The sequence below is a fragment of the Streptomyces guryensis genome, assembly GCF_021261325.1.
GTDB lineage: Bacteria > Actinomycetota > Actinomycetes > Streptomycetales > Streptomycetaceae > Streptomyces > Streptomyces guryensis.
Genome location: NZ_JAJSBI010000022.1, coordinates 21,260 through 46,943 on the forward strand (window position 1 = coordinate 21,260; position 25,684 = coordinate 46,943).

Genomic DNA, 25,684 nt, shown 5'->3' on the forward strand with positions numbered 1-25,684 from the left:
GGTGATGGAGGGGGTGTAGAACCCCGTGATCACGGGGGTGCGCCGGGTGAATTCCCAGGCCTGAAGTGGACGCCTCCGGGCAGGTGGGCGGGGACTCGAAAGGGGACTCCCGCACGTATCCTGAAGGCCCTCCAGGAGGCGCGTGAACGCGCCCAGCAACCGACCACGAAAGCGGCCAGCCATGCGTGTCTACGTCCCCCTGACCCTCTCCGGTCTCGCCGAGGCGTACAAGACGGGAGAGCTGGGGGCAGGGCCGCTCGTCGCGTACGCCGTCACACCCGCCCTGCGCGAGTGGTACCTCTCCGACGACATCGAGGAACTGGAGTACGCGGCCCTCAACCGCGCCGCGCTGGCCTCCCTCCGGCTGCTGGCCGCGGACCCCGGGGCGGTACGTCGCCGGGTCGTGGTGGCCGTCGACGTGCCCGACAGTGCCGCGTCCGCCGACCCTGACCGGAGTCTCGACCCGGCCGCGCTCGGCGAGGTACGAGTGACCGGGACCGTGGCCCTGGCCAAGGCCGCCGCCGTGCACGTCGACCTCGACGACGCGGAGGAGGCCGTGGCCGCCGCGGCCGGGGCGCTCGGGGCGGCCGACCGCGGGGACGACGACGCACAGTTCGTGGTGGACGGGGCCGAGGACCACGAACTGCTGTGGTACGCGACGCAGGAGATCCCCAACCTGGTCGGGCTCGGGGGCTGAGACTGAGCCCTTCCGGGCCCTCCCCAGTCGGCCCAATGGCGTTCTGACCTGCGGAGCTCTTGATTGTCAGTGGCGGCGGGTACGTTTTTGGCATGGGGAAGCAGACAGGGGCGCACATTGTCTGGGACTGGAACGGGACGCTGTTCCACGACAATGACGCGATCATCGGGGCCACGAACGCGGCCTTCGCCGAGCTGGGTCTTGAGTCGATCACGATGGAGCAGTACCGCGCGCTGTACTGCGTGCCGGTGCCGAAGTTCTACGAGCGGCTCATGGGCCGACTGCCGACGGACGCCGAATGGGAGGTCATGGACGAGACCTTCCACCGGTACTACGCCGAGCACCGGGTGCGCTGCGGGCTGACCGAGGGGGCGACGGAGTTGCTCGCCGGATGGCGGTCGGCGGGCCGCAGCCAGTCCATCCTGAGCATGTACACGCACGACGAACTCGTTCCGCTGGTGCGGGGGTTCGGGATCGAGGCGCACTTCATACGCGTCGACGGGCGGACCGGGCCCTCGGGGGGCAGCAAGGCGGAGCACATGGTGCGGCACCTGGCCTCACTGACCGGAGTGGACCCGGCTCGTACGGTGGTGATCGGCGACGCCGCCGACGATGCGGTGGCCGCGCGGTATGTGGGGGCGCGGGCGGTGCTGTACACCGGCGGGTCGCACGGTCGGGCCAGCCTTGAGGTGGTGGGGGTGCCGGTTGTCGACACTCTGCGGGATGCGGTTGCTGAGGCGGAGCGGTTGGCTGCGTAAGGGGCTGCGGGGCTGAGGCGGTTTCGCGGCGGCCGGTACTGGGGCTGGGCGGGGTGGGTCCGCTTGCCCGCGCCTGCGGGCTGCCGCCTTTCTTCGGGTCGGGATCCGCCCCAGCGGCACGACTGCCCGCAGGGGCACGGAGTGGTCTGCAAGCCCGCAGATGACACGGAGTGGTCTGCAAGCCCGCAGATGACACGGAGTGGTCTGCAAGCCCGCAGACGATACGGAGTGGTCTGCAAGTCCGCAGGCGATGGCATGGGGCGACTGCCCGCTGGCTGGGCCGCAGGGTCAGGTCACCGGTGCCTTCGCTCGCAGTACCGTCAGGAATTCCCGCATCCAGGCCGGGTGGTCAGGCCAGGCGCGGGAGGAGACCAGGGCGCCGTCGACCACTGCCTCGGCGTCCTGGAAGGTGGCGCCGGCGGCCTGCATGTCGGGTTCCAGGGCGGGGTACGCCGTGACGCGGCGGCCGCGCAGGCCGTCGACCGCGGCGGTGAGCAGGGGGCCGTGGCAGATCTGGGCGACCGGCTTGTCCGCGTCGAAGAAGGACTTGCAGATCTTGCGGAGCTCGGGGTCGTTGCGGAGGTACTCGGGGGCACGGCCGCCGGGGATGACGAGAGCGGCGTACTGACCGGGGTCGACCTCGGCGAAGGCGAGGTCGGCGGGCCAGGTGTAGCCGGGCTTCTCGGTGTAGGTGTCGAAGCCGGGTTCGAAGTCGTGGACGACGAACTGGAGCTGCTTGCGGGCGGGGGCCGCGATATGGACGTCGTAGCCCTCCTCGCGGAGGCGCTGGTAGGGGTACAGGACCTCGAGTGACTCTGCTGCGTCGCCGGTGACGATGAGGATTTTCGCGGTCATGTCGGGCGGCTCCCCTCGGGCGGGCATGCGCTGTCAAGGGCAACGTGCCTCCTGGGGGTGGTTTTGCCAAGGGGGCCGGTCGTTCAGGAGCAAGGGGGATCAGATGAGGGGTCCGTGTCGTCGGCCCGCACGACTGTGGGGCCTTTGCCCCTGTGCAGAGTGTCAAAGTTCCACCCCCGGTTTTGTACACATACGGCTCATGACGGGCCCCCCGTACTGAGCGATAGCCTTGTGGCGTGATCAGCGCGATAGTTCGCGGGGGCACCGTTGCCCCTGCCCTGCGCCCGGTGTGCACGGACCATCTCCGTGACCGGGCGGCGGTCGCTGGTCTTCGCGGGCAGGAGGGGGCCGGAAGGGCTCCCGGGATGCCATTCACCCCCTGGACGCGGGCGCTGCGGAGAGCAGCGTCACACCCTCGGGGCAGCTCAAATATGGCTCATATCTGCCCGCTCATCTCACCTTGCGGCATAGCGTCGAAGCAGACCGGAGAACCCGGGCCGTGGCGTCGAGCCGCAGGGGAAGAGACCGTACTTCCTTCTACGTCACGCAACGGCGCGCGACAGGAGCCAGAGGACAATGCAGACCAAGCTGGACGAAGCCAAGGCCGAGCTGCTCGAGAGGGCCGCCCGGGTAGCTGAGAACAGCCCGGTCGGGGGGCACCTACCGACCGGGACGACGGACGAGAGTACTCCTGACCGGGACACCGTGCTCGCGTTCCTCCAGCGCTACTACCTGCACACCGCCCCGGAGGACCTCAACGGCCGCGACCCGGTCGACATCTTCGGAGCCGCGCTCTCGCACTACCGGCTGGCCGAGAACCGCCCCCAGGGCACGGCCAGCGTGCGGGTCCACACGCCCACGGTGGAGGAGAACGGGTGGACGTGCAGCCACTCAGTCGTCGAGGTCGTCACCGACGACATGCCCTTCCTCGTCGACTCCGTCACCAATGAGCTGACGCGACAGGGACGTGGCATCCACGTCGTCATCCACCCGCAGATCACCGTCCGCCGCGATGTCACCGGCAGGCTCATCGAGGTGCTCGGCGCGCAGCCCGGCGTCGACCTGCCGCACGACGCGCACACCGAGTCCTGGATCCACGTCGAGATCGACCGTGAGACCGACCGGGACGACCTCAAGCAGATCACCGCCGACCTGCTGCGCGTGCTGTCCGACGTCCGCGAGACCGTCGAGGACTGGGACAAGATGCGGGACGCGGCGCTGCGCATGGCCGACGAGCTGCCCAAGGAGCCCGTCGCCACCGACCTGCGCGAGCAGGACATCGAGGAGGCCCGCGAGCTGCTGCGCTGGCTGTCCACCGATCACTTCACCTTCCTCGGCTACCGCGAGTACCAGCTGCGCGAGGACGACTCGCTGGCCGCCGTGCCCGGCACCGGCCTCGGCATCCTGCGCTCCGACCCGCAGCACGCCGGGGACGACAGCCACCCGGTGAGCCCGTCCTTCGAGCGGCTGCCCGCCGACGCCCGCGCCAAGGCCCGCGAGCACAAGCTCCTGGTCCTGACCAAGGCGAACAGCCGTGCCACCGTGCACCGGCCCTCGTACCTGGACTACATCGGGGTCAAGAAGTTCGACGCGGACGGCAACGTCGTCGGCGAGCGCCGCTTCCTCGGTCTGTTCTCCTCCGCCGCCTACACCGAGTCGGTGCGCCGGGTCCCGGTCATCCGCCGCAAGGTCGAGGAGGTCCTGGAGCGCGCCGGCTTCTCGCCCAACAGCCACGACGGGCGCGACCTGCTGCAGATCCTGGAGACGTACCCGCGCGACGAGCTCTTCCAGACGCCGGCCGACGAACTCGAGTCCATCGCCACCTCCGTGCTGTACCTGCAGGAGCGCAGGCGGCTGCGCCTCTACCTGCGGCAGGACGAGTACGGGCGCTACTACTCCGCCCTCGTCTACCTCCCGCGCGACCGGTACACCACCGGCGTCCGGCTCAGGATCATCGACATCCTGAAGGAGGAACTCGGCGGAACCAGCGTCGACTTCACGGCCTGGAACACCGAGTCGATCCTGTCCCGCCTGCACTTCGTGGTCCGGGTCCCGCAGGGCACCGAGCTGCCGCAGCTGTCCGACGCCGACAAGGACCGTATCGAGGCCCGCCTGGTGGAGGCCGCCCGCTCCTGGGCCGACGGCTTCGCCGAGGCGCTGAACGCCGAGTGCGGCGAGGAGCGCGCCGCCGAACTGCTGCGCCGCTACAACAACGCCTTCCCCGAGGGCTACAAGGCCGACCACACCCCGCGTGCCGCGGTCGCCGACCTCGTCCACCTCGAGCAGCTCAGCGAGGCACAGGCCCACAGCGGCCAGGACTTCTCCCTCAGCCTGTACGAGCCGGTCGGCGCCGCCCCCGAGGAGCGCCGGTTCAAGATCTACCGCAAGGGCGAGGCCGTCTCCCTGTCCGCCGTGCTGCCGGTCCTCAGCCGGCTCGGTGTCGAGGTGACGGACGAGCGGCCGTACGAGCTGCGCTGCTCGGACCGCACCACCGCCTGGATCTACGACTTCGGCCTGCGCATGCCCAAGTTGCAGAACGGCAGCGGCGACTACCTCGGCGACGACGCCCGCGAGCGCGTCCAGGAGGCCTTCGCCGCCACCTGGACCGGCCAGGCGGAGAACGACGGCTTCAACGCCCTGGTGCTGAGCGCCGGGCTGAGCTGGCGGCAGGCGATGGTGCTGCGGGCGTACGCCAAGTACCTGCGGCAGGCCGGTTCCACCTTCAGCCAGGACTACATGGAGGACACCCTCCGCAACAACGTCCACACCACCCGGCTGCTCGTCTCGCTGTTCGAGGCGCGGATGTCGCCGGACCGGCAGCGGGCCGGGCGCGAGATCGTCGACGCGCTCCTCGAAGAGGTCGACGCGGCCCTCGACCAGGTGGCCTCCCTCGACGAGGACCGGATCCTGCGGTCCTTCCTGACCGTCATCAAGGCGACCCTCCGTACGAACTTCTTCCAGGAGGCGGCGGGCGGCAGGCCGCACGCGTACGTGTCCATGAAGTTCGACCCGCAGGCGATCCCCGATCTCCCGGCGCCGCGCCCGGCGTACGAGATCTGGGTGTACTCGCCGCGCGTGGAGGGCGTGCACCTGCGCTTCGGCAAGGTCGCGCGCGGAGGCCTGCGCTGGTCCGACCGGCGTGAGGACTTCCGCACCGAGATCCTCGGCCTGGTCAAGGCGCAGATGGTGAAGAACACCGTCATCGTGCCGGTCGGCGCCAAGGGCGGATTCGTCGCCAAGCAGCTGCCGGACCCGAGCCTGGACCGGGACGCGTGGCTGGCCGAGGGCATCGCCAGCTACAAGACGTTCATCTCGGCGCTGCTCGACATCACCGACAACATGGTGGCCGGCGAGGTCGTGCCCCCGGCGGACGTCGTGCGGCACGACGAGGACGACACCTACCTCGTGGTCGCCGCCGACAAGGGCACCGCGACCTTCTCGGACATCGCCAACGGGGTCGCTCAGACGTACAACTTCTGGCTCGGCGACGCCTTCGCCTCCGGTGGCTCGGCCGGCTACGACCACAAGGGCATGGGCATCACCGCCCGCGGCGCCTGGGAGTCCGTCAAGCGGCACTTCCGGGAGCTGGGCGTCGACACGCAGAGCGAGGACTTCACCGTCGTCGGCATCGGCGACATGTCCGGTGACGTGTTCGGCAACGGCATGCTGCTGAGCGAGCACATCCGCCTGGTCGCCGCCTTCGACCACCGGCACATCTTCATCGACCCGAACCCGGTCGCGGAGACGTCGTACGCCGAGCGGCGTCGGATCTTCGAGCTGCCGCGCTCCAGCTGGGCCGACTACAACACCGAGCTCATCTCCGCGGGCGGTGGCGTGTTCCCGCGTACCGCCAAGGCCATCCAGCTCAACTCGCACATCCGCGAGGCCCTCGGCATCGAGGGCAAGGTCTCCAAGATGACCCCGGCCGACCTGATGAAGACCATCCTCCAGGCCCCGGTGGACCTGCTGTGGAACGGCGGCATCGGTACGTATGTGAAGGCCAGCACGGAGAGCCAGGCGGACGTCGGCGACAAGGCCAACGACCCGATCCGGGTCGACGGCGCAGACCTGCGGGTCAAGGTCGTGGGCGAGGGCGGCAACCTGGGCCTGACCCAGCTCGGCCGGATCGAGTTCGCACGGCAGGGCGGCAAGATCAACACGGACGCGATCGACAACAGCGCGGGCGTGGACACCTCCGACCACGAGGTGAACATCAAGATCCTGCTCAACGGCCTGGTCGCCGACGGTGACATGACCGTCAAGCAGCGCAACAAGCTGCTCGCCGAGATGACCGACGAGGTCGGCGCGCTGGTCCTGCGCAACAACTACGCGCAGAACACGGCGATCGCCAACGCGCTGGCCCAGTCCAAGGACATGCTCCACGCCCAGCAGCGGTTCATCCGCCACCTGGTGCGCGAGGGCCACCTGGACCGGGCGCTGGAGTTCCTCCCCACCGACCGTCAGATCCGCGAGCGCCTCAACTCCGGCCAGGGCCTCACCAGCCCGGAGACCGCCGTCCTGCTGGCGTACACGAAGATCACGGTCGCCGAGGAGCTGCTGCACACCTCGCTGCCGGACGACGCGTATCTGCGCGGTCTGCTGCACGCGTACTTCCCGACGGCGCTGCGCGAGCAGTTCGCCGACCGCATCGACGGCCACCCGCTGCACCGTGAGATCACCACGACCGTCCTGGTCAACGACACGGTCAACACGGGCGGTACGACCTATCTGCACCGGCTGCGCGAGGAGACCGGCGCCTCGCTGGAGGAGATCGTGCGGGCGCAGACCGCGGCGCGGGCGATCTTCTGCTCGGCACCGGTGTGGGACGCGGTCGAGGACCTGGACAACCACGTCGAGGCCGCTGTGCAGACCCGGATCCGGCTGCACTCGCGCCGCCTGGTGGAGCGCGGCACGCGCTGGCTGCTCAACAACCGGCCGCAGCCGCTGCAGCTCGCCGAGACGGTCTCGTTCTTCGCCGAGCGTGTCGAGCAGGTCTGGCAGCAGCTCACCAAGCTGCTGCGCGGAGCGGACCTCGAGTGGTGGCAGCAGATCCACGACGAGCTGACCGGCGCCGGCGTCCCGGACGAGCTCGCCACCCGGGTGGCCGGGTTCTCCTCCGCCTTCCCGGCGCTCGACATCGTCTCGGTGGCCGACCGCATGGGCAAGGAGCCGCTGGACGTCGCCGAGGTCTACTACGACCTCGCCGACCGTCTGCACATCACCCAGCTCATGGACCGCATCATCGAGCTGCCGCGCGCCGACCGCTGGCAGTCCATGGCCCGCGCCTCCATCCGTGAGGACCTGTACGCGGCCCACGCGGCGCTGACCGCGGACGTCCTGGCGGTGGGCAACGGCACCTCGACTCCCGAGCAGCGCTTCAAGGCCTGGGAGGAGAAGAACGCGGCGATCCTGGGGCGGGCGCGCACGACCCTGGAGGAGATCCAGAGTTCGGAGACGTTCGACCTGGCCAACCTGTCGGTGGCGATGCGCACGATGCGGACGCTGCTGCGGACGCACTCGTAGCGGGCGGTACGAAAGCGAGGTGCCCCGAGCCGACCGGCTCGGGGCACCTCGCTTTCGTGGCGGTGGTCAGGCCGCCTTCGGCTTGTCCGCCCCGCCGGTGAACTCCTCGTAGGCCTGCATGACCTCTTCGGTCGGGCCGTCCATGCGCAGTTCGCCGCGCTCCAGCCACAGCACGCGTTCGCAGGTGTCGCGGATCGACTTGTTGTTGTGGCTGACCAGGAACACCGTGCCCGCCTGCTCGCGCAGTTCGCGGATGCGTTTCTCGGAGCGCTTCTGGAAGGACCGGTCGCCGGTGGCGAGCGCCTCGTCGATGAGGAGCACGTCGTGGTCCTTGGCGGCGGCGATGGAGAAGCGCAGGCGGGCGCCCATGCCGGAGGAGTACGTCCGCATGGGGAGGGTGATGAAGTCGCCCTTCTCGTTGATGCCGGAGAAGTCGACGATGCCCTCGTAGCGGTCCCTGATCTCCTCGCGGGACATGCCCATGGCGAGGCCGCCGAGGTAGACGTTCTTCTCGCCGGTCAGGTCGCCCATCAGGGCCGCGTTGACGCCGAGGAGAGAAGGCTGGCCGTCGGTGTAGATGCTGCCGTTCTCCACCGGCAGCAGGCCCGCGACCGCCTTCAGCAGCGTCGACTTGCCGGAACCGTTGGTGCCGATCAGACCGACCGCCTCGCCCTTGTACGCGACGAAGGACACGTTCTTGACGGCGTGCACCGTGCGTACGCCGGCCGCCTTCTCGGCCTGCTGGCGGCGCAGCATGCGGTTGAGGGCGGCGGTCGCGGAGCCGCGCCCCGCGCCGGTGCCGTTGACCCGGTAGACGATGTCGACACCGTCGGCGACGACGGTGGGGATGCGTTCGATGCTGTGCTCAGCCACGGCCGTACGTCTCCTCAGCCTTCCAGAAGTAGATGAAGCCGCCGACTCCGGCGAGCAGGGCCCAGCCGGCCGCGTACAACCACACATGGTGCGGCAACTGCTTGGCGTGGAAGCTGTCGATCAGCGCGAAGCGCATGAGGTCGATGTAGACGGCGGCCGGCTGGGCCTGGAGCACCGGCTCCACCCAGTGCGGCAGGCCGCTGTGCTTGCCGGCCAGCTTGTCGATGCTCCACATCACACCGGACACATACATCCAGGTGCGCAGGACGAAGGGCATCAGCTGGGCGATGTCCGGGGTCTTGGCGCCCATCCGGGCCATGATCAACGACATGCCGGTGTTGAAGGTGAACTGCAGGACCAGCGCCGGGAACGCCAGCAACCAGGAGAACGCGACCGGCACCCCGAAGCAGAGCAGGATGACGACCAGCGCGGCCATCGAGAACAGCAGCTGCTGCAGCTGCTGGAGACAGAAGGAGATCGGCAGCGCGGCCCGCGGGAAGTGCAGCGCCCGGACCAGGCCGAGGTTGCCGGAGATCGCGCGGGTGCCCGCCATGATCGAGCTCTGCGTGAACGTCCAGATGAACACGCCCGTGACCAGGAACGGGATGTAGTCCGGCACGTGCCGCTTGGTGCCGAGCAGGACACCGAAGATGAAGTAGTACACCGCAGCGTTCAGCAGCGGGGTCATGACCTGCCAGACCTGACCGAGCTTCGCCTGGGCGTACTGTGCGGTGAGCTTGGCCGTCGCGAACGCCGTGATGAAGTGGCGCCGGGCCCACAGCTGCCGCACGTACTCGGGCAGGGAGGGGCGGGCACCGCTGACCGAGAGGCCGTGGCGGGCGGCGAGGGCCGCGAGGTCGTCGTCGGCCGGGGCCGGCGTCGGGGGCGGTGTGTCGAGGACCTGGCTCACATCCGCTGCTTTCACTCGGGGGGAGGGGGTGCGGGCGGCCGGCCCGTTGTCCGGCGTTTCCTTACATTTCTCTTACGTCGGGACGGGACCGTATCGTCGCAACGCGAGCGTAGGCCGCATTGGCGTCGGAACGCAACCGTTTCGTCGTGACGTGTTCGTCGGTTGGGTCGTCGGAGCGACACCGTTTCGCCGCAACGCCTCCGCGTCAGGACGGAACCGTTTCGTCGCAACGCCCTATGCTGGTCCGCATGACGACGAACGCCGAGGAGCCCCAGACGCGTCCGCGCCGCCGGCCCCCTGCCGGGGCGGCCGTACTCCGGGAGGATGTGACGGAAGCCATCCGCGCGGCCGTCTTCGAGGAGCTCGCGGCGGTCGGCTATGCGCGGATGTCCATCGAGGGGATCGCGCGCCGCGCGGGCGTCGGCAAGACCGCGGTCTACCGCCGCTGGCGGTCCAAGCTGCACCTGGTCCTCGACGTCGTCTCCGCGATCGCGGTGATGGGCCTGCCGACGCCGGACACCGGTTCGCTGGAGGGTGACCTGCGGCTGCTGTACGAGGTCACCTCGCGCGCCCTGCGGCACCCGGTGGCCTCGCAGATCATCCCGGACCTGCAGGCCGAGGCGGCTCGCAACCCGGAGATCGCCGAGGCGATGCAGAAGACCCTGCGCGAGGGGCAGGAAGGTGTAGCGCTCAAGATCATCGTGACGGCGGCGCAGCGTGGTGAGGTCAGCGGGGAGCTCGACGAGGACCTGGCGCTCGACCTGATCTCCGGGCCGCTCTACTGGCGCTCGGTGGTGATCCGCAGCCCGAAGCTGCCGAAGGGGTACCTGGGGGCGTTGGCGCGGGCCACCGCGGAGGCCCTCAAGGCACTGTGAGTATGCTGCGGTCCCCGGCCGCCGGTGGCCGAAAGGCGGCCCGAGTCGCCGCTGGTGGTGAGCGGGTCTGACGCGGAACTGCCGTGAGAGTCGTGATCGCCGAGGACAACGCCCTGCTACCTGAGGGCCTGGTCCTCCTGCTGACGTCCGCAGGGCACGAGGTCGTGGCCGTCGTCGGCACCGGGCCCGAGGTCCTGCCCGCCCTCCTGGAGCACCGTCCCGACGCCGCCGTGCTCGATGTGCGCATGCCGCCCGGCTTCCGTGACGAGGGTCTGCGCGCGGCGCTCGAGGCACGCGCCCGGATCCCCGGGCTGCCGGTGCTGGTGCTCTCGCAGTACGTCGAGGAGTCGTACGCCGCAGAACTGCTGACCGGGGGCGCGAGCGGGCTCGGCTGTCTGCTGAAGGACCGGGTCGGCCGGGTCGACGAGTTCCTCGACGCGCTGGAGCGGGTGGCTGCCGGCGGTACGGCGCTCGACCCCGAGGTCGTCACCGAACTCCTCACCCGCCGCAGGGGCTCGCCGCTCGACTCGCTCACGCCACGCGAGCGAGAGGTCCTGGTGCTGATGGCCGAGGGTCATGACAACGCGACCATCGCCGAGACCCTCGTCGTCACGGAACGCGCGGTCCACAAGCACATCGGCGACATCTTCCCCAAACTGGGCCTGCCGCCGAGCGACAGCGGCCACCGCCGGGTGCTGGCCGTACTGACGTATCTGAACAACCAGTGGCTTCAGGCGCCCGGTGACCTCTGTCTGCGGGCGCGTCGTCGCGTCGTAGCCGGTCGCGCCCGGGTGGCGGAGCCGTGAATCGACACGGTCCCGCGCCCCTTCAGGGCTGGCACCCCCGCGCGGTGCCTAGCCCCGCGCAGGGCTGGCACCCCCGCGCGGTGCCTAGCCCCGCGCCGCCCCCGGATGCACCCGTACCCAGCCCTCCCAGGCCGACGTGATCATGTCCTGGACGTCGTGTTTGGGCTTCCAGCCGAGTTCGGTGGTCGCGCGGTCGGCTGAGGCGACGACTCGGGACGGGTCGCCCGGGCGGCGAGGGGTCACCGTCGGGGGGCGGTCGTAGCCGGTGATCGCGTTGATGTGGTCGATCATTTCGCGGACGGAGACGCCCTCGCCGCGGCCGATGTTGAGGGTGAGGTGGCGGCCCGGTGAGGACTGGAGCGTGCGGGCGGCTGCCACGTGGGCTTCGGCCAGGTCCACCACGTGGATGTAGTCGCGGACGCAGGTCCCGTCGGGGGTTTCGTAGTCGTCGCCGAAGATGCGCGGGGGTGCGTCGGCGGTGAGCTTCTCGAAGACCATGGGGATCAGGTTGTGGACGCCGGTGTCCGCGAGTTCGGGGCTCGCGGCGCCCGCCACGTTGAAGTAGCGCAGGGAGGCGGTGGAGAGGGCTGTCGCGCGAGCCGTCGCGCGGACCATCCATTCGCCGACCAGTTTCGTCTCGCCGTACGGCGACATGGGCAGGCAGGGCGTCTGCTCCGTGACCAGGGACTCGTCCGGCATGCCGTACACCGCCGCGGAGGACGAGAACACGAAGGACGGCACGCCGGCCGTCGTCACCGCCTCCAGGAGGACGCGCAGGCCCTCGACGTTCTCCCGGTAGTAGTGCAGGGGCAGGTCCATCGACTCGCCCACCTGCTTCTTCGCCGCCAGGTGGATGACTCCGCTGACGTCGTGGATCGCCAGGGCGCGCGCGACCCGCTCGCCGTCCAGCGTCGATCCCACCACCAGCTGCACGCCACGCGGGACGCGTTCGGCGATGCCCGTCGACAGGTCGTCGTACACCACGGTCCGCTCGCCCGCGTCGATCATCGCCCGGACGACGTGCGCCCCGATGTAACCGGCGCCGCCGGTGATCAGCCAGGTCATGTGCGGCCGTCCCCTTCGTCATGTGGCCCGTGGTGGTGCGTGACAGTGAAGCAGGCAAGTGGTGCAGTGCCGCGCCGGCAACGGCTTCCTATGCCCCGGAGTGCTCGGGAAGGCGGTGGGCGACCGGGCCCGGTTCGCGCGCGGGCGCCGCAGCCACGGGCGCGGGGCGGGTGGAGCGCCACAGTCGGATGAGCGACAGCACGGCGGCCGCGGCGAGCAGCCCGTTGCGGGCGAGCATCAGCGCGCAGCCCGGCCAGGTGCAGGCGATGACCTGGCTGTAGAAGAGCGGATAGGCGACGGTGCTGAGCGCGGTCGCGGCCAGCACCAGGGCGGCCACCGGGCGCTGCACGGTGTGCCGCGAGGTCAGGCACACGGCGGCCAGGCCCAGCAGCCAGATCATGTACTGCGGGCTGATCACCCGGCTGGTGACGGTGAACAGCAGGACGGCGCTCAGCGCCGCGTCGTACGGCGTCGCGGGCGTCCAGCGCCGGGCCCGCAGCCGCCACAGGAGCAGCAGTGCGAAGGCGACCGCCGTGAGCGCGAGGCAGACGTGTGCGACGGTCCGCACGTGCGGACCCGTGAACTCCATGGCGCCGTACTGGTAGCGGACCTGCCCCGACCACCCGGCGTGCGTCGCGAGGGCGAGCGCCGTGCCGCCGAGCGACTCGATCTGCACGCCTCGCCCGCCCTGTTGCCGCAGGAAGTCGAAGGGGTTGGCGAACAGCGCCGCGAGGACCGCGAGCGAGCCCGCCCCGGTGACGGCGGCCCACGCCCACGCCGAACGCGTCGTACGCCCCCTCGGTGTGCCCAGCAGCACCAGCGCCGGCCACACCTTCACCAGGGCGCCGAGCGCCGCGAACACCCCGCCCGCGCGCGTGGAGCGCGGCAACGTCAACAGGGAGATGACGGCGAAGGCTGTCACCTGTACGTCGTAGCGGGCGAGCGGGACGTGCAGGAGGAGCGGGAGGCCGCCCACCCACATCGCGGCCCCCAGGAGCGTGCGGCCGGGGCGGTTGCCCGCGATGGCCAGCGCCAGCGTGATCGCCGCGTCGGCGGCGAGGGTGAGGACGACGAACGCCTGGAAGTACGTCAGGCCCGGCAGCAGCGCGGGCGACAGCAGCACGGGGCCGGCGCCCGGCGGGTACTGCCACAGCGGGTCGTGGGCGGGGAAGGCGCCGTGCACGAGGATGCCGTACCAGTCGTGGTACAGGTGCCACACCTCCCGTGCGACCGAGCCCCCGCCGAGCCGGGGCGCCGCGTTGTGCGCGAGCAGCCACAGCATCAGCGCGCGCGTGGCGAGCCAGGCGGCGGTGAGGGCGAGGAGTCGGCGTTTTCCGGTGGTGGTCGTCACGGCTTTCGGCACGGTGGTCGTCACGGCGTTCATCACGGCGGATCGTAAGCCGGGCGAATGGTGTATGGCTGTTAATACACCGTCAATGCTCGGTAAGAGCCCGCCCACCGCACAAAATCAGCCGTGTGCTGAGCGAGGACGCGGGGCGGGCGAACCGTCGGTGGATGCGTGCGGAGATCGTCGCCGTGGCGGTTCCCGCCGCCGTCATACTCGCGATCGGTCTGTGGGGACTCGACCGCGGCGGCATGTGGGGCGACGAGAGCGTCACCTTCCTGGTCGGGCGGCGCACGGTGCCGCAGATCTGGCAACTGCTGCACGGTCTGGACGCCGTGCACGGCCTGTACTACCTGTTCATGCACGTCGTCCTCGCCGTCCACCCCGGTGAGGTCGTCCTCCGGCTCCCGTCCGTGTTCGGGGCCGCCGTGACCGCCGGCCTGGTCGCGGCTCTCGGTGTACGGCTGGTGCGGCCGCGGGTCGGGCTGTGGGCCGGGCTGCTGTACGCGATCACCCCGTTGACCGGCCACTACGCACAGGAAGGGCGCTCGTACGCACTCGTCGCGGCGGGTGTGGCGGCGGCGACACTGCTGCTGGTGCGGGCGGTGGAGGGGCGCTCGCGGCGCGTCTGGTGGTGGTACGGGGGTGTCCTCGCCGTGACCTGTCTGCTGCACGAACTGGTGGTGCTGGTGCTGTGCGCGCATGCCCTGACGCTGGTGCTCATGCGGGTGCGGAGAGGCGTATGGCTGGGCTGGGCGCGGGCGGCGGGGGTGGTGGGGGTCGTTCTGCTGCCCCTGGTGTGGGTGTCGCAGGAGCAGTCGGGGCAGGTGGGGTGGCTGGTGACGCCGGGCTGGGACCAGGCGGGACTGCTGGTGCGGGACTTCGCCGTCGGCCCGGACGGGTTGGTGTTCTGGGTGTCCGTCGCGCTGATGGCGCTGGGGCTCGGGGCGGGCCGGCTGGCGGCGGTGGCGCTCCCGCTGCTCGTGCTGCCGCCGGCGCTCCTGATCGCCGTGTCGCAGATCCGGCCGCTGTTCCACGAGCGGTATGTGCTGTACGCGTTGGCGGGGGCGCCGTTGTTGGCCGCCGCGGGCGCCGACTGGGTGGCCGGGGTTGTGGGGCGCCTGCGGCTGGGCGGTCGTCGTGTGCCCGCCCGCCCCCACTCTCGGCTTCGTCCGAGCGGGGGGACCCCCATCGCCCTGCGGAACGACTGCCCACACGACGACCGCCAGTGGTCCGGGCGCCGCCTGCCGTACGGCCGGCTCGGCACCCTCACCGGTGTACTGGCCGTCGCCCTCGCCTTCGTCCAGTGCCTTCCCCTCTACCGGCAGGACCGCTCCCCGGCACACCGCCCCGAGAACCTCGGTGCCGTCGCCGCCCGCGCCGCCCGTGACATCCGTCCGGGCGATCCGGTGCTGTTCCTGCCGTCGAACTGGCGGCTCACCGCACTGACGTATCCGAAGGCGTTCCGCAGGGCCCGGGACATCGCGCTGCGGGAGTCAGGGCCCCGGTCCGGGACGCTGAGCGGCATCGAGACCACCCCGGCGGAGCTGCGCCGCAAGCTGGCCGGCGTGGACCGGGTCTGGGTCGTCGGCCAGTCGAGGCTGCTGAGCTCGGGGCTGCTGCCGGCCGATCCGACCGAGCGCGTCAAACTCGCGGTGGTGGAGGAGCAGTTCATCGCCCGGGAGAGATATGTCAGCGGCCGGGTGACCTTCCTCCTCTACGTCCGCCGCCCCGCCGTCTCCGTCTCCGCCGCCGTGGCCGCGTCCAGCGCCGTGGTGAGTTCGTCGAGCCGGGACCGCAGCTGACGGATCTCGTCGACGTCGAAGCCCGTCGCCGCGACGATCCGGCGCGGCACCTGAACCGCCTGATCGCGCAGGGCGGCGCCCTCCTCGGTCAGCCGTACCTCCACCGAGCGCTCGTCGCGGGTGCTGCGCTCACGCCGTACCAGACCGGCCGTCTCAAGCCGCTTGAGCAGCGGGGACAGGGTGCCGGAGTCGAGGCGCAGATGCTCGCCCAGCTTCTTGACCGGCAGATCGCCGTGCTCCCACAGGAGCAGCATCACCAGGTACTGGGGATACGTGAGCCCGAGGTCCTTGAGGATCACGCGGTAGACGCCGCCGAAGGCGCGCGAGGCGGCGTTCAGGGAGAAGCAGATCTGCTGGTCGAGGCGGAGCCAGTCGGTGGTCGGGGTGTCGGGCGCGGTGGTCATGCGTCCAGGATAGCTCTTTGCGGGCCATTTAGTTGTGCGCAATTGAATTGTGTGCTCTACTTATGGCCGTGAGGCGGCCGCCAGAAGGGCCGCCGGAACACGACTTCGAGAGGGATGGTCATCCATGGACGCGCTCTACACCGCTGTCGCCACCGCCACCCACGGCCGTGACGGTCGCGCCTTCACCAACGACGGCAAGGTCGACGTCAAGCTCGCGCCGCCGGTGGAGCTGGGCGGCAACGGCGAGGGCACCAACCCCGAGCAGCTGTTCGCCGCCGGTTACGCGGCCTGCTTCGGCAGCGCCCTCGGTCTCGTCGGCCGCCAGGCGAAGGTCGACGTCAGCGACGCCGCGGTCACCGCCGAGGTGGGCATAGGCAAGCAGGGCGAGGGCTTCGCGCTCAAGGTCACCCTCCGCATCGAGCTGCCGGACACCGTGGACGAGGCGACCGGCCGCAAGCTGGTCGAGACCGCCCACCAGGTGTGCCCGTACTCCAACGCGACCCGCGGCAACATCGACGTCGACCTCGTCATCGAGTAGTCGGACAGCCGAGCAGCCGAGCAGTCGGGGTAACCGTCAGTTCAGCGAGTGAGCCCGCTCCGTCGCAGGAGCGGGCACCGCCGGGGCCGTTCGCGGCTCCGGCGTCTTCTCGCCCAGCAGCACCGTCCGTACGACCCGCTCGGCGGCCCGTCCGTCGTCGAACTCGCAGAACCGCTCCCGGAAGGCGGTCCTGAGGCCCGCCGACTCCTCGTCCTGCCAGGTGTCCGAGGCGAACAGCCACGCCAGTTCCCGGTAGGAACGCGACACATGGCCCGGCGCCTCGGCGGTGATGTCGAAGTAGGCGCCCCGGCTCGCCGCGTACGCGCCCCAGTCGTCGGCGTGGACCACGATCGGCCGGTCCAGGTTGGCGTAGTCGAACATCAGGGCCGAGTAGTCGGTGACCAGCACGTCGGATGCGAGCATCAGGTCCTCGACATGCGGCTCGTCCGTCGCGTCGACGAGCACGCCGCGCGCGTGCAGATCGGCGAGACCGAGCCCGCGCGCCGTGCCGGTGGCGAGGGTGGGGTGCAGACGGACGACGAGGGTGTGCCCGCCACCGAGGTCCGCGGCGAACCGCGCCAGGTCGATCCGGTCGACATGCCCGCCCCGGCGGTAGTCGCGGCGGGTCGGCGCATACAGCACGACCGTGTTCCCGGCCGGGATCCCGAGCCGCGCACGGACGGCCGCGCCGTGCTCCGCAGGCTGCTCGACCAGCACGTCGTTGCGTGGACTGCCCGTCCGCAGCGAGGTGAAGTGGCAGGGGTAGGCCCGGTCCCACACCAGCTCGGAGTGGCGGTTGGCGACCAGGCTCAGATCCCAGCGGTCGGCGCGGTGCAGCATCTTCGGCACACTGAAGCCGTGCCGGGCGCCGGGCTTGTCCAGCAGGTCGGCGCCCATGTACTTGAGCGGCGTGCCCTGGTGGGTGTGCACATGGACCTGGCCGGGGCGTTTGACCAGGGAGCCGGGCCAGTTGACGTTGTTCACCCAGTACGTGGCCCGCGCCATGACCGCGTGGTACTCCCGCGAGCCCGGCGTCACATGGTCGATGCCGGGCGGCACCGAGTCCACCGCGTCCTCCCGGACCACCCACACACCGCGGATGTGCGGCGCGAGTTCGCGGGCCTTGGCGTGGATGGCGGCCGGGTCACCGTGCACCCCCGCGTGATGGCCGGCCGAGTAGACGGCCAGCCGCGGATCGAGCGGAAGCCTCGACTGGGCCACGTACCAGGCGCGCTGGGCCGCCGCCGACGCCCTGCCCACCGTCCGCCGCTTGCCCGCTCCGGCGATCCTGCGCAGACCGCGGGCCCCGCGCAGTGCCGCGTACGAGACGTAGGGCGAGGACGCCAGGAGCCGCATCTCGGTGCCGCGCGGACCGTCCGGCGGGATGAAGTCCTCGGGGCAGTGCGTGCGGTGGAAGGAGCGCATCTCGCGGTAGAAGGCCGAGCGGTCCGACGGGGTCACCCGGTCCTCGCGGGCGATCACGAACAGCATGTGGTCCAGGGCCCGTTCGAAGAGCAGGGGGCGCGCCCAGGCGAGGTCGTCGCGCTCCTCCAGGAACGCGAACAGGCCCTCGTACTGCGGGAAGATGTCGAAGTGCCGGCGCCCCGGCGTCCTGGTGATCGCGCCCTGCCGGCGCTGCCGGTACTCGACGCCGATCCGGTTGAGACAGGCGATGCGGTCGGCCAGCACCATCGAGCGGTAGGTGACCGGCGCGTCCTCGTACAGGCCGGGCGCGTACTGCAGTCCGTGCTCCTGGAAGAAGGCCCTCCGGTACGCCTTGTTCCAGGCGACCAGGAACAGATGGGCGTACTGCGGGCTCTCGCGGAGGCTGAAGACGTCCTGGCCGGCGGCAGCCAGCAGGGGGGAGGCGTCGCTCGGGCCGCCCCGGCCCCACCAGTGGGTGCGCACGTGGTCGAAGACCAGGATGTCCGGGTCCTCGGCCGACTTCAGCCGGTCGGCGACCGCGGCCAGCAGGCCCGGTGTGTAGTGGTCGTCGCTGTCGAGGAAGAGGACGTAGTCGCCGCGCGCCTCGGCCAGCCCGGCGTTGCGGGCCCGGCCGAGGCCGACGTTCTCGGGCAGGTGCAGCACCCGCACCCGCTCGTCGCGCTCCGCGTACTCGTCGAGGATCGCGCCGCAGCCGTCGGGCGAGCGGTCGTCGACGGCGATCACCTCGAAGTCGGGGTACGACTGTCCGAGCACCGAGTCGATGCACTCGCGCAGGAAGCCCTGCACCTTGAAGACGGGGACGATGATGCTGAAGCGGGGCACGGGTTTCAGTTCCTCACAAGGGCGGGGACCGGGGCCGGGGTGCGCTCGGCGAGCGGGATCACGGGCGGGATCGACTCGGGCGGCTCGCCCAGCAGCACCCGGCGCACGACGCGCTCGGCGGCGCGTCCGTCGTCGAACTGGCAGAACCGCTCACGGAAGGCGGCCCGTGCCGCGGTGGACTCCTCTCCCGCCCAGGAGCCGTCGCGGAAGACGCGGGCCAGTTCGCCGGGCGTGCGGGTCACCGGCCCCGGCGGGTGCTCCATCAGGTCGAAGTAGACGCCCCGGGTCTCCCGGTAGACGTCCCAGTCGTCCGCGTAGACCACGACGGGCCGGTCCAGGTTGGCGTAGTCGAACATGATCGACGAGTAGTCGGTGATCAGCGCGTCCGCGGCCAGGCACACGTCCTCGGAGGAGCGGTGCGCGGTCACGTCGATGATCCGGCCCGTACTCCGCGCCCCGCCCTGGTCGTAGAAGTAGTGGGCGCGCAGCAGCACGACCACGTCCTCACCGGCCTCCTCGCAGAAGGCCTCCAGGTCCAGGCCCGTCTCGAAGCCCGTGTGGTAGTCGCGGTGGGTGGGCGCGTACAGGACGGCCGTCTTCCCCTCGGGGATCCCCAGCTCCCGCCGGATACGGGCCACGTCGTCCGCCGTCGCCGTGTAATAGACGTCGTTGCGCGGATAGCCGTACTCCAGCGTCTCGTGCGCGGCAGGGTAGGCCCGCTCCCACATCTCGGTGGAGTGGCGGTTGGAGGTGAGGTTGTAGTCCCAGCGGTCGATACGGGCCAGCAGCTTGGCGAAGCTGCCGGTCGCCGAGGCCACCACGGGGTACGTCGACTGGTCGACGCCCATCTTCTTCAGCGGCGTGCCGTGCTGGGTCGACAGATGCACGCTGCCGCGGCGCTTGACGACGGCGTCCGCGAAGTTGGCGTTGTTGACGAGGTACTTTGCGGCGGCCAGCACGTCCCAGTACTTCGTGCTGCCGATGACCGCGTACTCGATGCCGTCCGGCATGGTGTGTTCCTGATCCGGCTCGACGAGGAACACCGAGCGCAGATGCGGGGCGAGTTCGCGGGCCTTGGCGTGGATCGCGGCCGGGTTGCAGGCATAGCCGCGGCCCCAGTAGGCGCAGTAGACGACGAGGTTGGGGTCCAGCGGGCGGCGCAGGTTCCGCGCGTACCGCAGGCGGGTGCGCACCATGTGGGGGCGCGGCAGACGCTCGGCCGCCTTCGCCGCCGCCTGGTTGGCCTCCCGCAGGGCACGGAACGCCGTGTACGCCCCGGCCGCCAGCAGCCGGTGCTGCAGTCCCAGGCTCCCGGGCGGCGTCCGGTGGCCGACGGGACGGTGCCGGCGGTACAGCCTGCTCGCCAGCCGGAAGAAGGCACGGCGCCTGCCGGACAGCCGCCGGGGATGGGCGGCGGTCTTCAGTACGGCCGCGAAGAGCTGCTCGAACAGGGGGCCCGACCGGTCGCAGGGCAGGTCCAGTTCGGCGGCGCGGGTCAGCACCAGATCGGTCTGGGCGAGGAGTTCGAGGTGGTGCTCCCCGGGCAGGGCGAGCCGGCTGCCCTGTCTGCGCACCAGATGCCGTACGACGACCTGGCGCAGCACCGCGGCCTTCTCGGCCGCCAGGGTGACCAGGCCGCCGAAGCCCACATCGGTGAAGTGGCCCTCGGGGAAACCGATGTGCTGTTCGACCAGGAAGGCCCTTCGGTAGGCCGCGCTCCACGCCGGGAGCTGCACGCCCGTCAGCTGGGGCACCTGCTCGGGGGAGAAGGCACCCGCAGGTGTCCTCGGCAGGAGCAGCGCGGCCGGATTGGTCGGCTCGCCCTCCCACCAGGGGACGCGCTCGTGCTCGATGTACAGCACGTCCACGTCACCCGTCTCGGCCAGGCGGGCGTCCAGCGCCGCCAGGGCACCGGGCACGAAGGTGTCGTCGCAGTCGAGGAACAGCAGATAGGTGCCGGTCGCCGCCCGCATCCCGGTGTTGCGCGCCCCGGACAGACCGGCCGTGGGGGGCGAGTGCACCGGGGTCACCCGGGAGTCCCGCTCGGCGTATCCGTCGACGACGTCCGCCGCGGGCGTCTCGGGGCCGTCGCAGACCGGGATCAGCTCGAAGTCGCCGAAGGACTGCGCGAGCACGGAGTCCAGCGCCTGGGACAGCCGGCCTGCCACCCCATGGGACGGGACGATGATGCTGAAGCGGGGCATGCTGCTCTTTCTGTCGGTGTTCTTGCGGGGACCCGTGTACCTCTCAGCGGAGGCGTCCCGGCCGCCCGGTGGGACGCCACGTGGACGGCCGGCTCGGTGTGGGCCGCGACGGGCTGGAGGGCATGCGAACTCCCCGGGGTGAGAACGGCGTTCAGAGGCTGTCGGTGACGGTCAGCGGACCACCGGGTTGCGGCACGCTGGCTTGCGGGGAGCGCGCGAGGGCCGCCGCCGCGGAGGGCACGGGGTGGCGCTCGGCGAGCGGGGTCACCGGCGGCAGGTCGGTCTCGCCCAGCACGACACGGCGTACGACACGCTCGGCTGCGCGTCCGTCGTCGTACGGGCAGAAGCGCTCGCGGAAGGCGGTCCGCAGCTGGATGGAGCGGGAGCCGCGCCAGTGGCCGGTGGCGAAGATGTCGACCAGCTCGTCCTCGCTGCGGGCGACCGCGCCCGGCGGGAGGGCACGCACGTCGAAGTAGGTGCCGCGGGCCGCCTCGTACGCCGCCCGGTCGTCGTCGGTGGCGTGGATCACGATCGGGCGGTCCAGGCCCGCGTAGTCGAACATCAGCGACGAGTAGTCGGTGAGCAGGACGTCCGAGGCCAGGCAGAGGGACTCGACGCCCGGGTGGCCGGTCACGTCGATGATCCGGGCGCTGCGCGGGACGGGGCCGTGGGTGCGGGCGAGGACGACGTAGCGGGGGCCCAGGCGGCGCAGGACGCGTTCCAGGTCCAGCGGGGAGCGCTGGGTGCGGCGGTGGTCGCGGTGGGCGGGGGCGTAGAGGATCGCGACGCTGTCCTCGGGGATGCCGAGGGACTCGCGCAGCCGGGCGACGTCGTTCGACGTGGCCTTCTGGAACACGTCGCCGCGCGGGGAGCCGTATTCGAGCGTGGTGTAGCCGCCCGGGTAGACCCGCTCCCAGGTGAGGGTGGAGTGGCGGTTCGCCGACAGGACGTAGTCCCACTTGTCGACGTCGTCGAGGAGCCCTTCGAAGTCCAGGTCACGCGCTGCGGCCGGGCGCTCCTGGAGGTCGAGGCCCATGTGCCCGAGCGGGGTGCCCGCCAGGGTCTGGACCAGGATCTGCCGGCGGCGCTTGACCAGGCGGGGCTCGAAGCCGGTGTTGCTGACGAGGTACTTGGAACGGGCCAGGGCCGTCCAGTAGGCGGCCGTGTCGGGGCGGCCGAGCCAGGCCGTGCGGATGTGCGGCGCGAAGGTGCGGAAGGCCTCCTCCAGGGCGCCCGGGTTGCAGCCGTGCTCGCGGCCGTCGTACGCGGTGAAGACGGCGCGGTCGGTGCGCAGCGGCAGCCGCAGCTGGATGCGGTAGTGCAGACGCAGCGCGGTCGCCCTGGCGGAGCGCAGGAGTTTGACGGAGAGCTTGACCGTCCTGCGGCGCAGGGCCGCCGCCAGTTGCAGTGAGCGGTAGGTCCGGTGCAGGCCCCAGCGGACCAGGGCGTGGCGGAGGCGGGAGCCCAGCGGGACGGGCGGGCCGGGGACGCGGTAACGGCGGTAGTGGGCGCGGGCCCTGCGCAGGAACTCGGCGTGCGAGCCGCGCGGCAGCCGGTCGCGGCGGGCGAACACCTTCGTCACGTGATCGATCATGCGGCGGAACAACACCGGTCGCCAGCGGGCGAGTTGGGGGTGCGTGTCGAGGAACGCGAAGACACGGTCGTACTGGTCGAAGAGGTCGAAGTGCTTACGGCTGGTGGTGCCGAGGATGTTGCCCTGGCGGCGCTGCCGGTAGTGCACGCACACCCGGTCGAGCGTCGTGATGGACTCGGCGGCCATCAGTACCGGGAACGTCCACGGGGTGTCCTCGTAGTAGCCGGGCGGAAAGGTGAAGCCCTCGCGCTCGACGAACTCCCGCCGGTACGCCTTGTTCCAGGCCACCATCAGCAGCTTCAGCAGGCCCGGGCGGTCCTCCAGACGGAAGGGGGCCGCGCCCTGCTCGGTGAGCTGGTCCGCGACGACATTGCGGACCGTTTCGCCCGACCAGTACGTGCGCGCGTAGTCGTAGACGACGACGTCCGGCTCGCCCGTCTCCTTCAGGCGGTCGGCGATGGCGCGCAGGGCGTGCGGGGTGAGGGTGTCGTCGCCGTCCAGGAAGACCAGGTAGTCGCCGCTCGCCCGCTCCAGGCCGGCGTTGCGGGCGCGGCCCAGGCCTTGGTTCTCGCTCAGGTGCAGGGGCTGGACGCGCGGGTCGCGGGCCGCGAACTCGTCGATGATCTCGCCGCTTCCGTCCGGCGAGCAGTCGTCGACCGCGATCAGTTCGAGATCGGGATACGACTGCGACAGCACCGATTCCAGGCATTCGTGCAGATACGCCTGAACCTTGTACGCGGGGACGATGACACTGAACCTGGGCAAGGCACATCCATGGGGTCGGCGCGGACGACGGGGCCTTGCCCGGGAACGGCCGATGGAGTGACTTGGTTACGGTGCCTGCGGCATACGGGGGATCCTGGGTGAACGGAAGGGGGCGGGACCGTAACGCCCCACCCCCTCCATCACGTTGTCTCCCAGGGCTATTTGACGGCTCCCGCCATCACTCCGGAGACGAACTGCCGCTGGAACGCGAAGAACACCACCAGCGGGATCACCATCGAGATGAACGCGCCGGGTGCCAGTACGTCGATGTTGTTGCCGAACTGCCGTACCTGCTGCTGCAGGGCGACCGTCAGCGGCTGCGACTCCGCGTTCGAGAACACCAGCGCCACCAGCATGTCGTTCCACACCCACAGGAACTGGAAGATGCCGAGGGACGCGATCGCCGGCGCGCCCAGCGGCATGACGACCGTGAGGAACAGCCGGGTCTCGCCGGCGCCGTCCAGCCGTGCCGCCTCCAGGAGTTCACGCGGGATCTCGGCGAAGAAGTTCCTGAGCAGGAAGATGGCGAACGGCAGTCCGAAACCGACGTGGAAGAGGACCACGCCGATGATGTCGCCGAAGATCCCGATCCTGCCGAAGAGATCGGCGAGCGGGATCAGGGCCACCTGGACCGGCACGACCAGCAGCGCCACCACGACCAGGAACCACCAGTCACGGCCCTTGAAGTCCATCCAGGCGAAGGCGTATCCGGCCATCGCGCCGAGGATCACCACGAGGAGGGTGGCCGGCACCGTGATCCAGATGGTGTTGAACAGTGCGTGGGTGATCGCGTCCTTCTCCAGGAGCGACTGGTAGCTCCTGGCGGTCAGTTGGCTCGGCGCGGTGAACACCTTCCACCAGCCCGAGGTGGCGATGTCGGTCGGGTCGCGGAACGACGAGACCAGCAGGCCGAAGGTGGGCACCAGCCAGAACAGGGCGACCAGGATCAGGAAGATCCGCATCACCCCGCCCGCCGCGCCGCTCGCCACCCGCGTGGCGACGGAGCGCTTGGCGCGCACGGTCGTGTCGAGGGCGGTCACCGCTGACGCTCCTTCCTCAGCCGGCGGATGTTCACGAACATCACCGGCAGCACGAGCAGCAGCAGGATGACGCCGATCGCGCTGCCCACGCCCTCGTTGCCGCCGCCGCCGAAGGACGACAGGAACAGCTGCAGGGCAAGGACGTTGGCGTCGTCCTGACTGGGTTGCGGGGCGATGATGTAGACTAGGTCGAAGATCTTCATCACGTTGATCATCAGCGTGATCAGGACGACGACCAGAACGGGTGCGAGCAGGGGGACCGTGACCCTTCTGAACACCTGCCACTCGTTGGCCCCGTCCACCCGGGCCGCCTCCAGCAGGTTGCGGTCCACGCCCGCCAGGCCCGCCGCGATCAGCACCATCGCGAAGCCCGCCCACATCCACACGTACGCGCCGATGATGGCCGGGGTGACCAGCGTCGGGCCGAGCCAGTCGATGCCGTTGTACGGAGCCGAGAAGTTCGAGGCGGGCAGCCGCAGTCGGGCCCCGTCGGCCTTCGCCGGGAGGGTGAAGGTGCCGTCGGCGCCGCTCTTGGCGGAGGCGACCACCTTGCCGCCCTTCACGGCCTCCACCTTGACGCCCTTCAGCGCCTTCTCACCCGGGTCGACCTTGCCCTTCGTGCCGCCGCCGCCCAGCTTGAAGTCCAGCCAGACGGTGCCGGTGACGCCCGAACCGCTCGCCGCCCGCGCGTTCTCGGGGGTGCCGGGCAGCCTGTTGGGCGCGATGCCGACCAGGGGCAGCAGGGCCGGGGTGCCCGCGTGCACGGTGCCGGTCGTCGTGAACGCGCCACCGCCGGACGGCTTGAGATCGGTCGCCGTCTCGTTCGGCCGTGCGCCCGGATACACCGACGACGACACGAAGGTGTCGTGGATGGACTTGGCGACCGCGTTTGCGGCGCCCAGATGGGGGTCCTGCTCGTAGACCAGCCGGAAGATGATCCCGGCCGCGAGCATCGAGATCGCCATCGGCATGAAGACGATCAGCTTGAACGCCGTTCCCCAGCGCACCCGTTCGGTCATCACGGCGAAGATCAGACCGAGCGCCGTGACGAGTGCGGGCGCGACCGCGACCCAGATCGCGGTGTTGCGTACGGCGGTCAGAGTGGCGTCGTTGCTGAAGATGTCGCCGTAGTTCTTCAGCCCGACGAAACCGGAGCCGTCGGCGTCGTAGAGACTGCGCCAGACCGAGTACCCGATCGGGTAGACCACGAGCGCCCCGAGGAGCACGAACGCGGGCAGCAGGAACAGCACCGCCACCCACAGCCGTGTCCCCGTGACGCTCTTGCGCGGCGAGACGGAGGGCGTCGGCAGTGCGCCGGCGCCCCCCGTCGAGTTCGCTACGGACGTCATGGCCGCGCCG

18 protein-coding genes are annotated in these 25,684 nt (G+C 70.6%); 7 read left to right on the plus strand and 11 right to left on the minus strand.

Going from position 1 to position 25,684, the window contains the following annotated elements; all coding sequences use genetic code 11:
- Positions 1–181: 181 nt before the first annotated feature.
- Both LJ657_RS33875 and LJ657_RS33880 read left to right on the plus strand, forming a co-directional pair.
- Complete coding sequence (locus LJ657_RS33875) at positions 182–697, plus strand: DUF6912 family protein (RefSeq protein WP_232652739.1); 516 nt, start codon at positions 182–184, stop codon at positions 695–697.
- 92 nt (positions 698–789) lie between these two features.
- Positions 790–1,455 carry an HAD family hydrolase gene (locus LJ657_RS33880; RefSeq protein ID WP_232652740.1) on the plus strand — a complete coding sequence of 222 codons (666 nt, stop codon included), beginning with the start codon at positions 790–792 and terminating at the stop codon, positions 1,453–1,455.
- 288 nt (positions 1,456–1,743) lie between these two features.
- On the opposite strand, the gene LJ657_RS33885 is transcribed toward LJ657_RS33880, so the two are convergent.
- Positions 1,744–2,310: a DJ-1/PfpI family protein gene (locus LJ657_RS33885; protein WP_232652741.1), complete on the minus strand. Its 567-nt coding sequence runs from the start codon at positions 2,308–2,310 to the stop codon at positions 1,744–1,746.
- A 576-nt stretch (positions 2,311–2,886) separates the two neighbouring features.
- Here LJ657_RS33885 and LJ657_RS33890 point away from each other — a divergent pair.
- Positions 2,887–7,833 carry an NAD-glutamate dehydrogenase gene (locus LJ657_RS33890; protein WP_232652742.1) on the plus strand — a complete coding sequence of 1,649 codons (4,947 nt, stop codon included), beginning with the start codon at positions 2,887–2,889 and terminating at the stop codon, positions 7,831–7,833.
- 66 nt (positions 7,834–7,899) lie between these two features.
- On the opposite strand, the gene LJ657_RS33895 is transcribed toward LJ657_RS33890, so the two are convergent.
- Both LJ657_RS33895 and LJ657_RS33900 read right to left on the minus strand, forming a co-directional pair.
- Complete coding sequence (locus tag LJ657_RS33895; protein ID WP_269787252.1) at positions 7,900–8,724, minus strand: ABC transporter ATP-binding protein; 825 nt, start codon at positions 8,722–8,724, stop codon at positions 7,900–7,902.
- Positions 8,699–9,616, minus strand: coding sequence for an ABC transporter permease (locus tag LJ657_RS33900; protein ID WP_232652744.1), 918 nt, complete (start codon positions 9,614–9,616; stop codon positions 8,699–8,701). Before LJ657_RS33900 ends, LJ657_RS33895 begins: the two co-directional genes overlap by 26 nt.
- Positions 9,617–9,864: 248 nt before the next feature.
- Between LJ657_RS33900 and LJ657_RS33905 the strand changes: the two genes are divergently transcribed.
- Entirely contained in the window at positions 9,865–10,491 is a 627-nt protein-coding gene (locus LJ657_RS33905) for a TetR/AcrR family transcriptional regulator (RefSeq protein WP_232652745.1), read from the plus strand.
- Between the two features lie 83 nt (positions 10,492–10,574).
- Positions 10,575–11,297 (plus strand): response regulator, encoded by a 723-nt coding sequence (locus tag LJ657_RS33910; RefSeq protein WP_232652746.1) that lies wholly within the window; start codon positions 10,575–10,577, stop codon positions 11,295–11,297.
- A gap of 84 nt (positions 11,298–11,381) precedes the next feature.
- Here LJ657_RS33910 and galE read toward each other — a convergent pair whose 3' ends face one another.
- Together galE and LJ657_RS33920 are read right to left on the minus strand one after the other, a co-directional pair.
- The gene (gene galE, locus LJ657_RS33915; protein WP_232652747.1) at positions 11,382–12,362 is read right to left on the minus strand and encodes a UDP-glucose 4-epimerase GalE; all 981 of its coding nucleotides are present in this window, start codon (positions 12,360–12,362) and stop codon (positions 11,382–11,384) included.
- Between the two features lie 88 nt (positions 12,363–12,450).
- Positions 12,451–13,746, minus strand: coding sequence for a glycosyltransferase family 87 protein (locus LJ657_RS33920; RefSeq protein ID WP_232652748.1), 1,296 nt, complete (start codon positions 13,744–13,746; stop codon positions 12,451–12,453).
- Positions 13,747–13,838: 92 nt separating this feature from the next.
- Here LJ657_RS33920 and LJ657_RS33925 point away from each other — a divergent pair, with 92 nt between their 5' ends.
- Positions 13,839–15,512, plus strand: a complete 1,674-nt coding sequence (locus LJ657_RS33925; RefSeq protein ID WP_308117103.1) for a glycosyltransferase family 39 protein — start codon at positions 13,839–13,841, stop codon at positions 15,510–15,512.
- On the opposite strand, the gene LJ657_RS33930 is transcribed toward LJ657_RS33925, so the two are convergent.
- Positions 15,425–15,916 (minus strand): MarR family winged helix-turn-helix transcriptional regulator, encoded by a 492-nt coding sequence (locus tag LJ657_RS33930; RefSeq protein WP_232652749.1) that lies wholly within the window; start codon positions 15,914–15,916, stop codon positions 15,425–15,427. The genes LJ657_RS33925 and LJ657_RS33930 overlap by 88 nt on opposite strands.
- Positions 15,917–16,040: 124 nt before the next feature.
- Here LJ657_RS33930 and LJ657_RS33935 point away from each other — a divergent pair, with 124 nt between their 5' ends.
- Complete coding sequence (locus tag LJ657_RS33935; RefSeq protein ID WP_232652750.1) at positions 16,041–16,454, plus strand: organic hydroperoxide resistance protein; 414 nt, start codon at positions 16,041–16,043, stop codon at positions 16,452–16,454.
- Between the two features lie 36 nt (positions 16,455–16,490).
- Here LJ657_RS33935 and LJ657_RS33940 read toward each other — a convergent pair whose 3' ends face one another.
- The 5 genes from LJ657_RS33940 to LJ657_RS33960 all read right to left on the minus strand — a co-directional run bounded on the left by LJ657_RS33940 (position 16,491) and on the right by LJ657_RS33960 (position 25,674).
- Positions 16,491–18,722: a bifunctional glycosyltransferase/CDP-glycerol:glycerophosphate glycerophosphotransferase gene (locus LJ657_RS33940; protein WP_232652751.1), complete on the minus strand. Its 2,232-nt coding sequence runs from the start codon at positions 18,720–18,722 to the stop codon at positions 16,491–16,493.
- Between the two features lie 5 nt (positions 18,723–18,727).
- Positions 18,728–20,926 (minus strand): bifunctional glycosyltransferase/CDP-glycerol:glycerophosphate glycerophosphotransferase, encoded by a 2,199-nt coding sequence (locus LJ657_RS33945; RefSeq protein WP_232652752.1) that lies wholly within the window; start codon positions 20,924–20,926, stop codon positions 18,728–18,730.
- Between the two features lie 151 nt (positions 20,927–21,077).
- A complete protein-coding gene (locus tag LJ657_RS33950) occupies positions 21,078–23,285 on the minus strand; it encodes a bifunctional glycosyltransferase/CDP-glycerol:glycerophosphate glycerophosphotransferase (protein ID WP_232652753.1) in 2,208 nt (735 codons plus the stop codon).
- A gap of 158 nt (positions 23,286–23,443) precedes the next feature.
- Entirely contained in the window at positions 23,444–24,325 is an 882-nt protein-coding gene (locus LJ657_RS33955) for a carbohydrate ABC transporter permease (protein WP_232652754.1), read from the minus strand.
- Positions 24,322–25,674 (minus strand): carbohydrate ABC transporter permease, encoded by a 1,353-nt coding sequence (locus tag LJ657_RS33960; RefSeq protein WP_232652755.1) that lies wholly within the window; start codon positions 25,672–25,674, stop codon positions 24,322–24,324. Before LJ657_RS33960 ends, LJ657_RS33955 begins: the two co-directional genes overlap by 4 nt.
- Positions 25,675–25,684 lie beyond the last annotated feature (10 nt).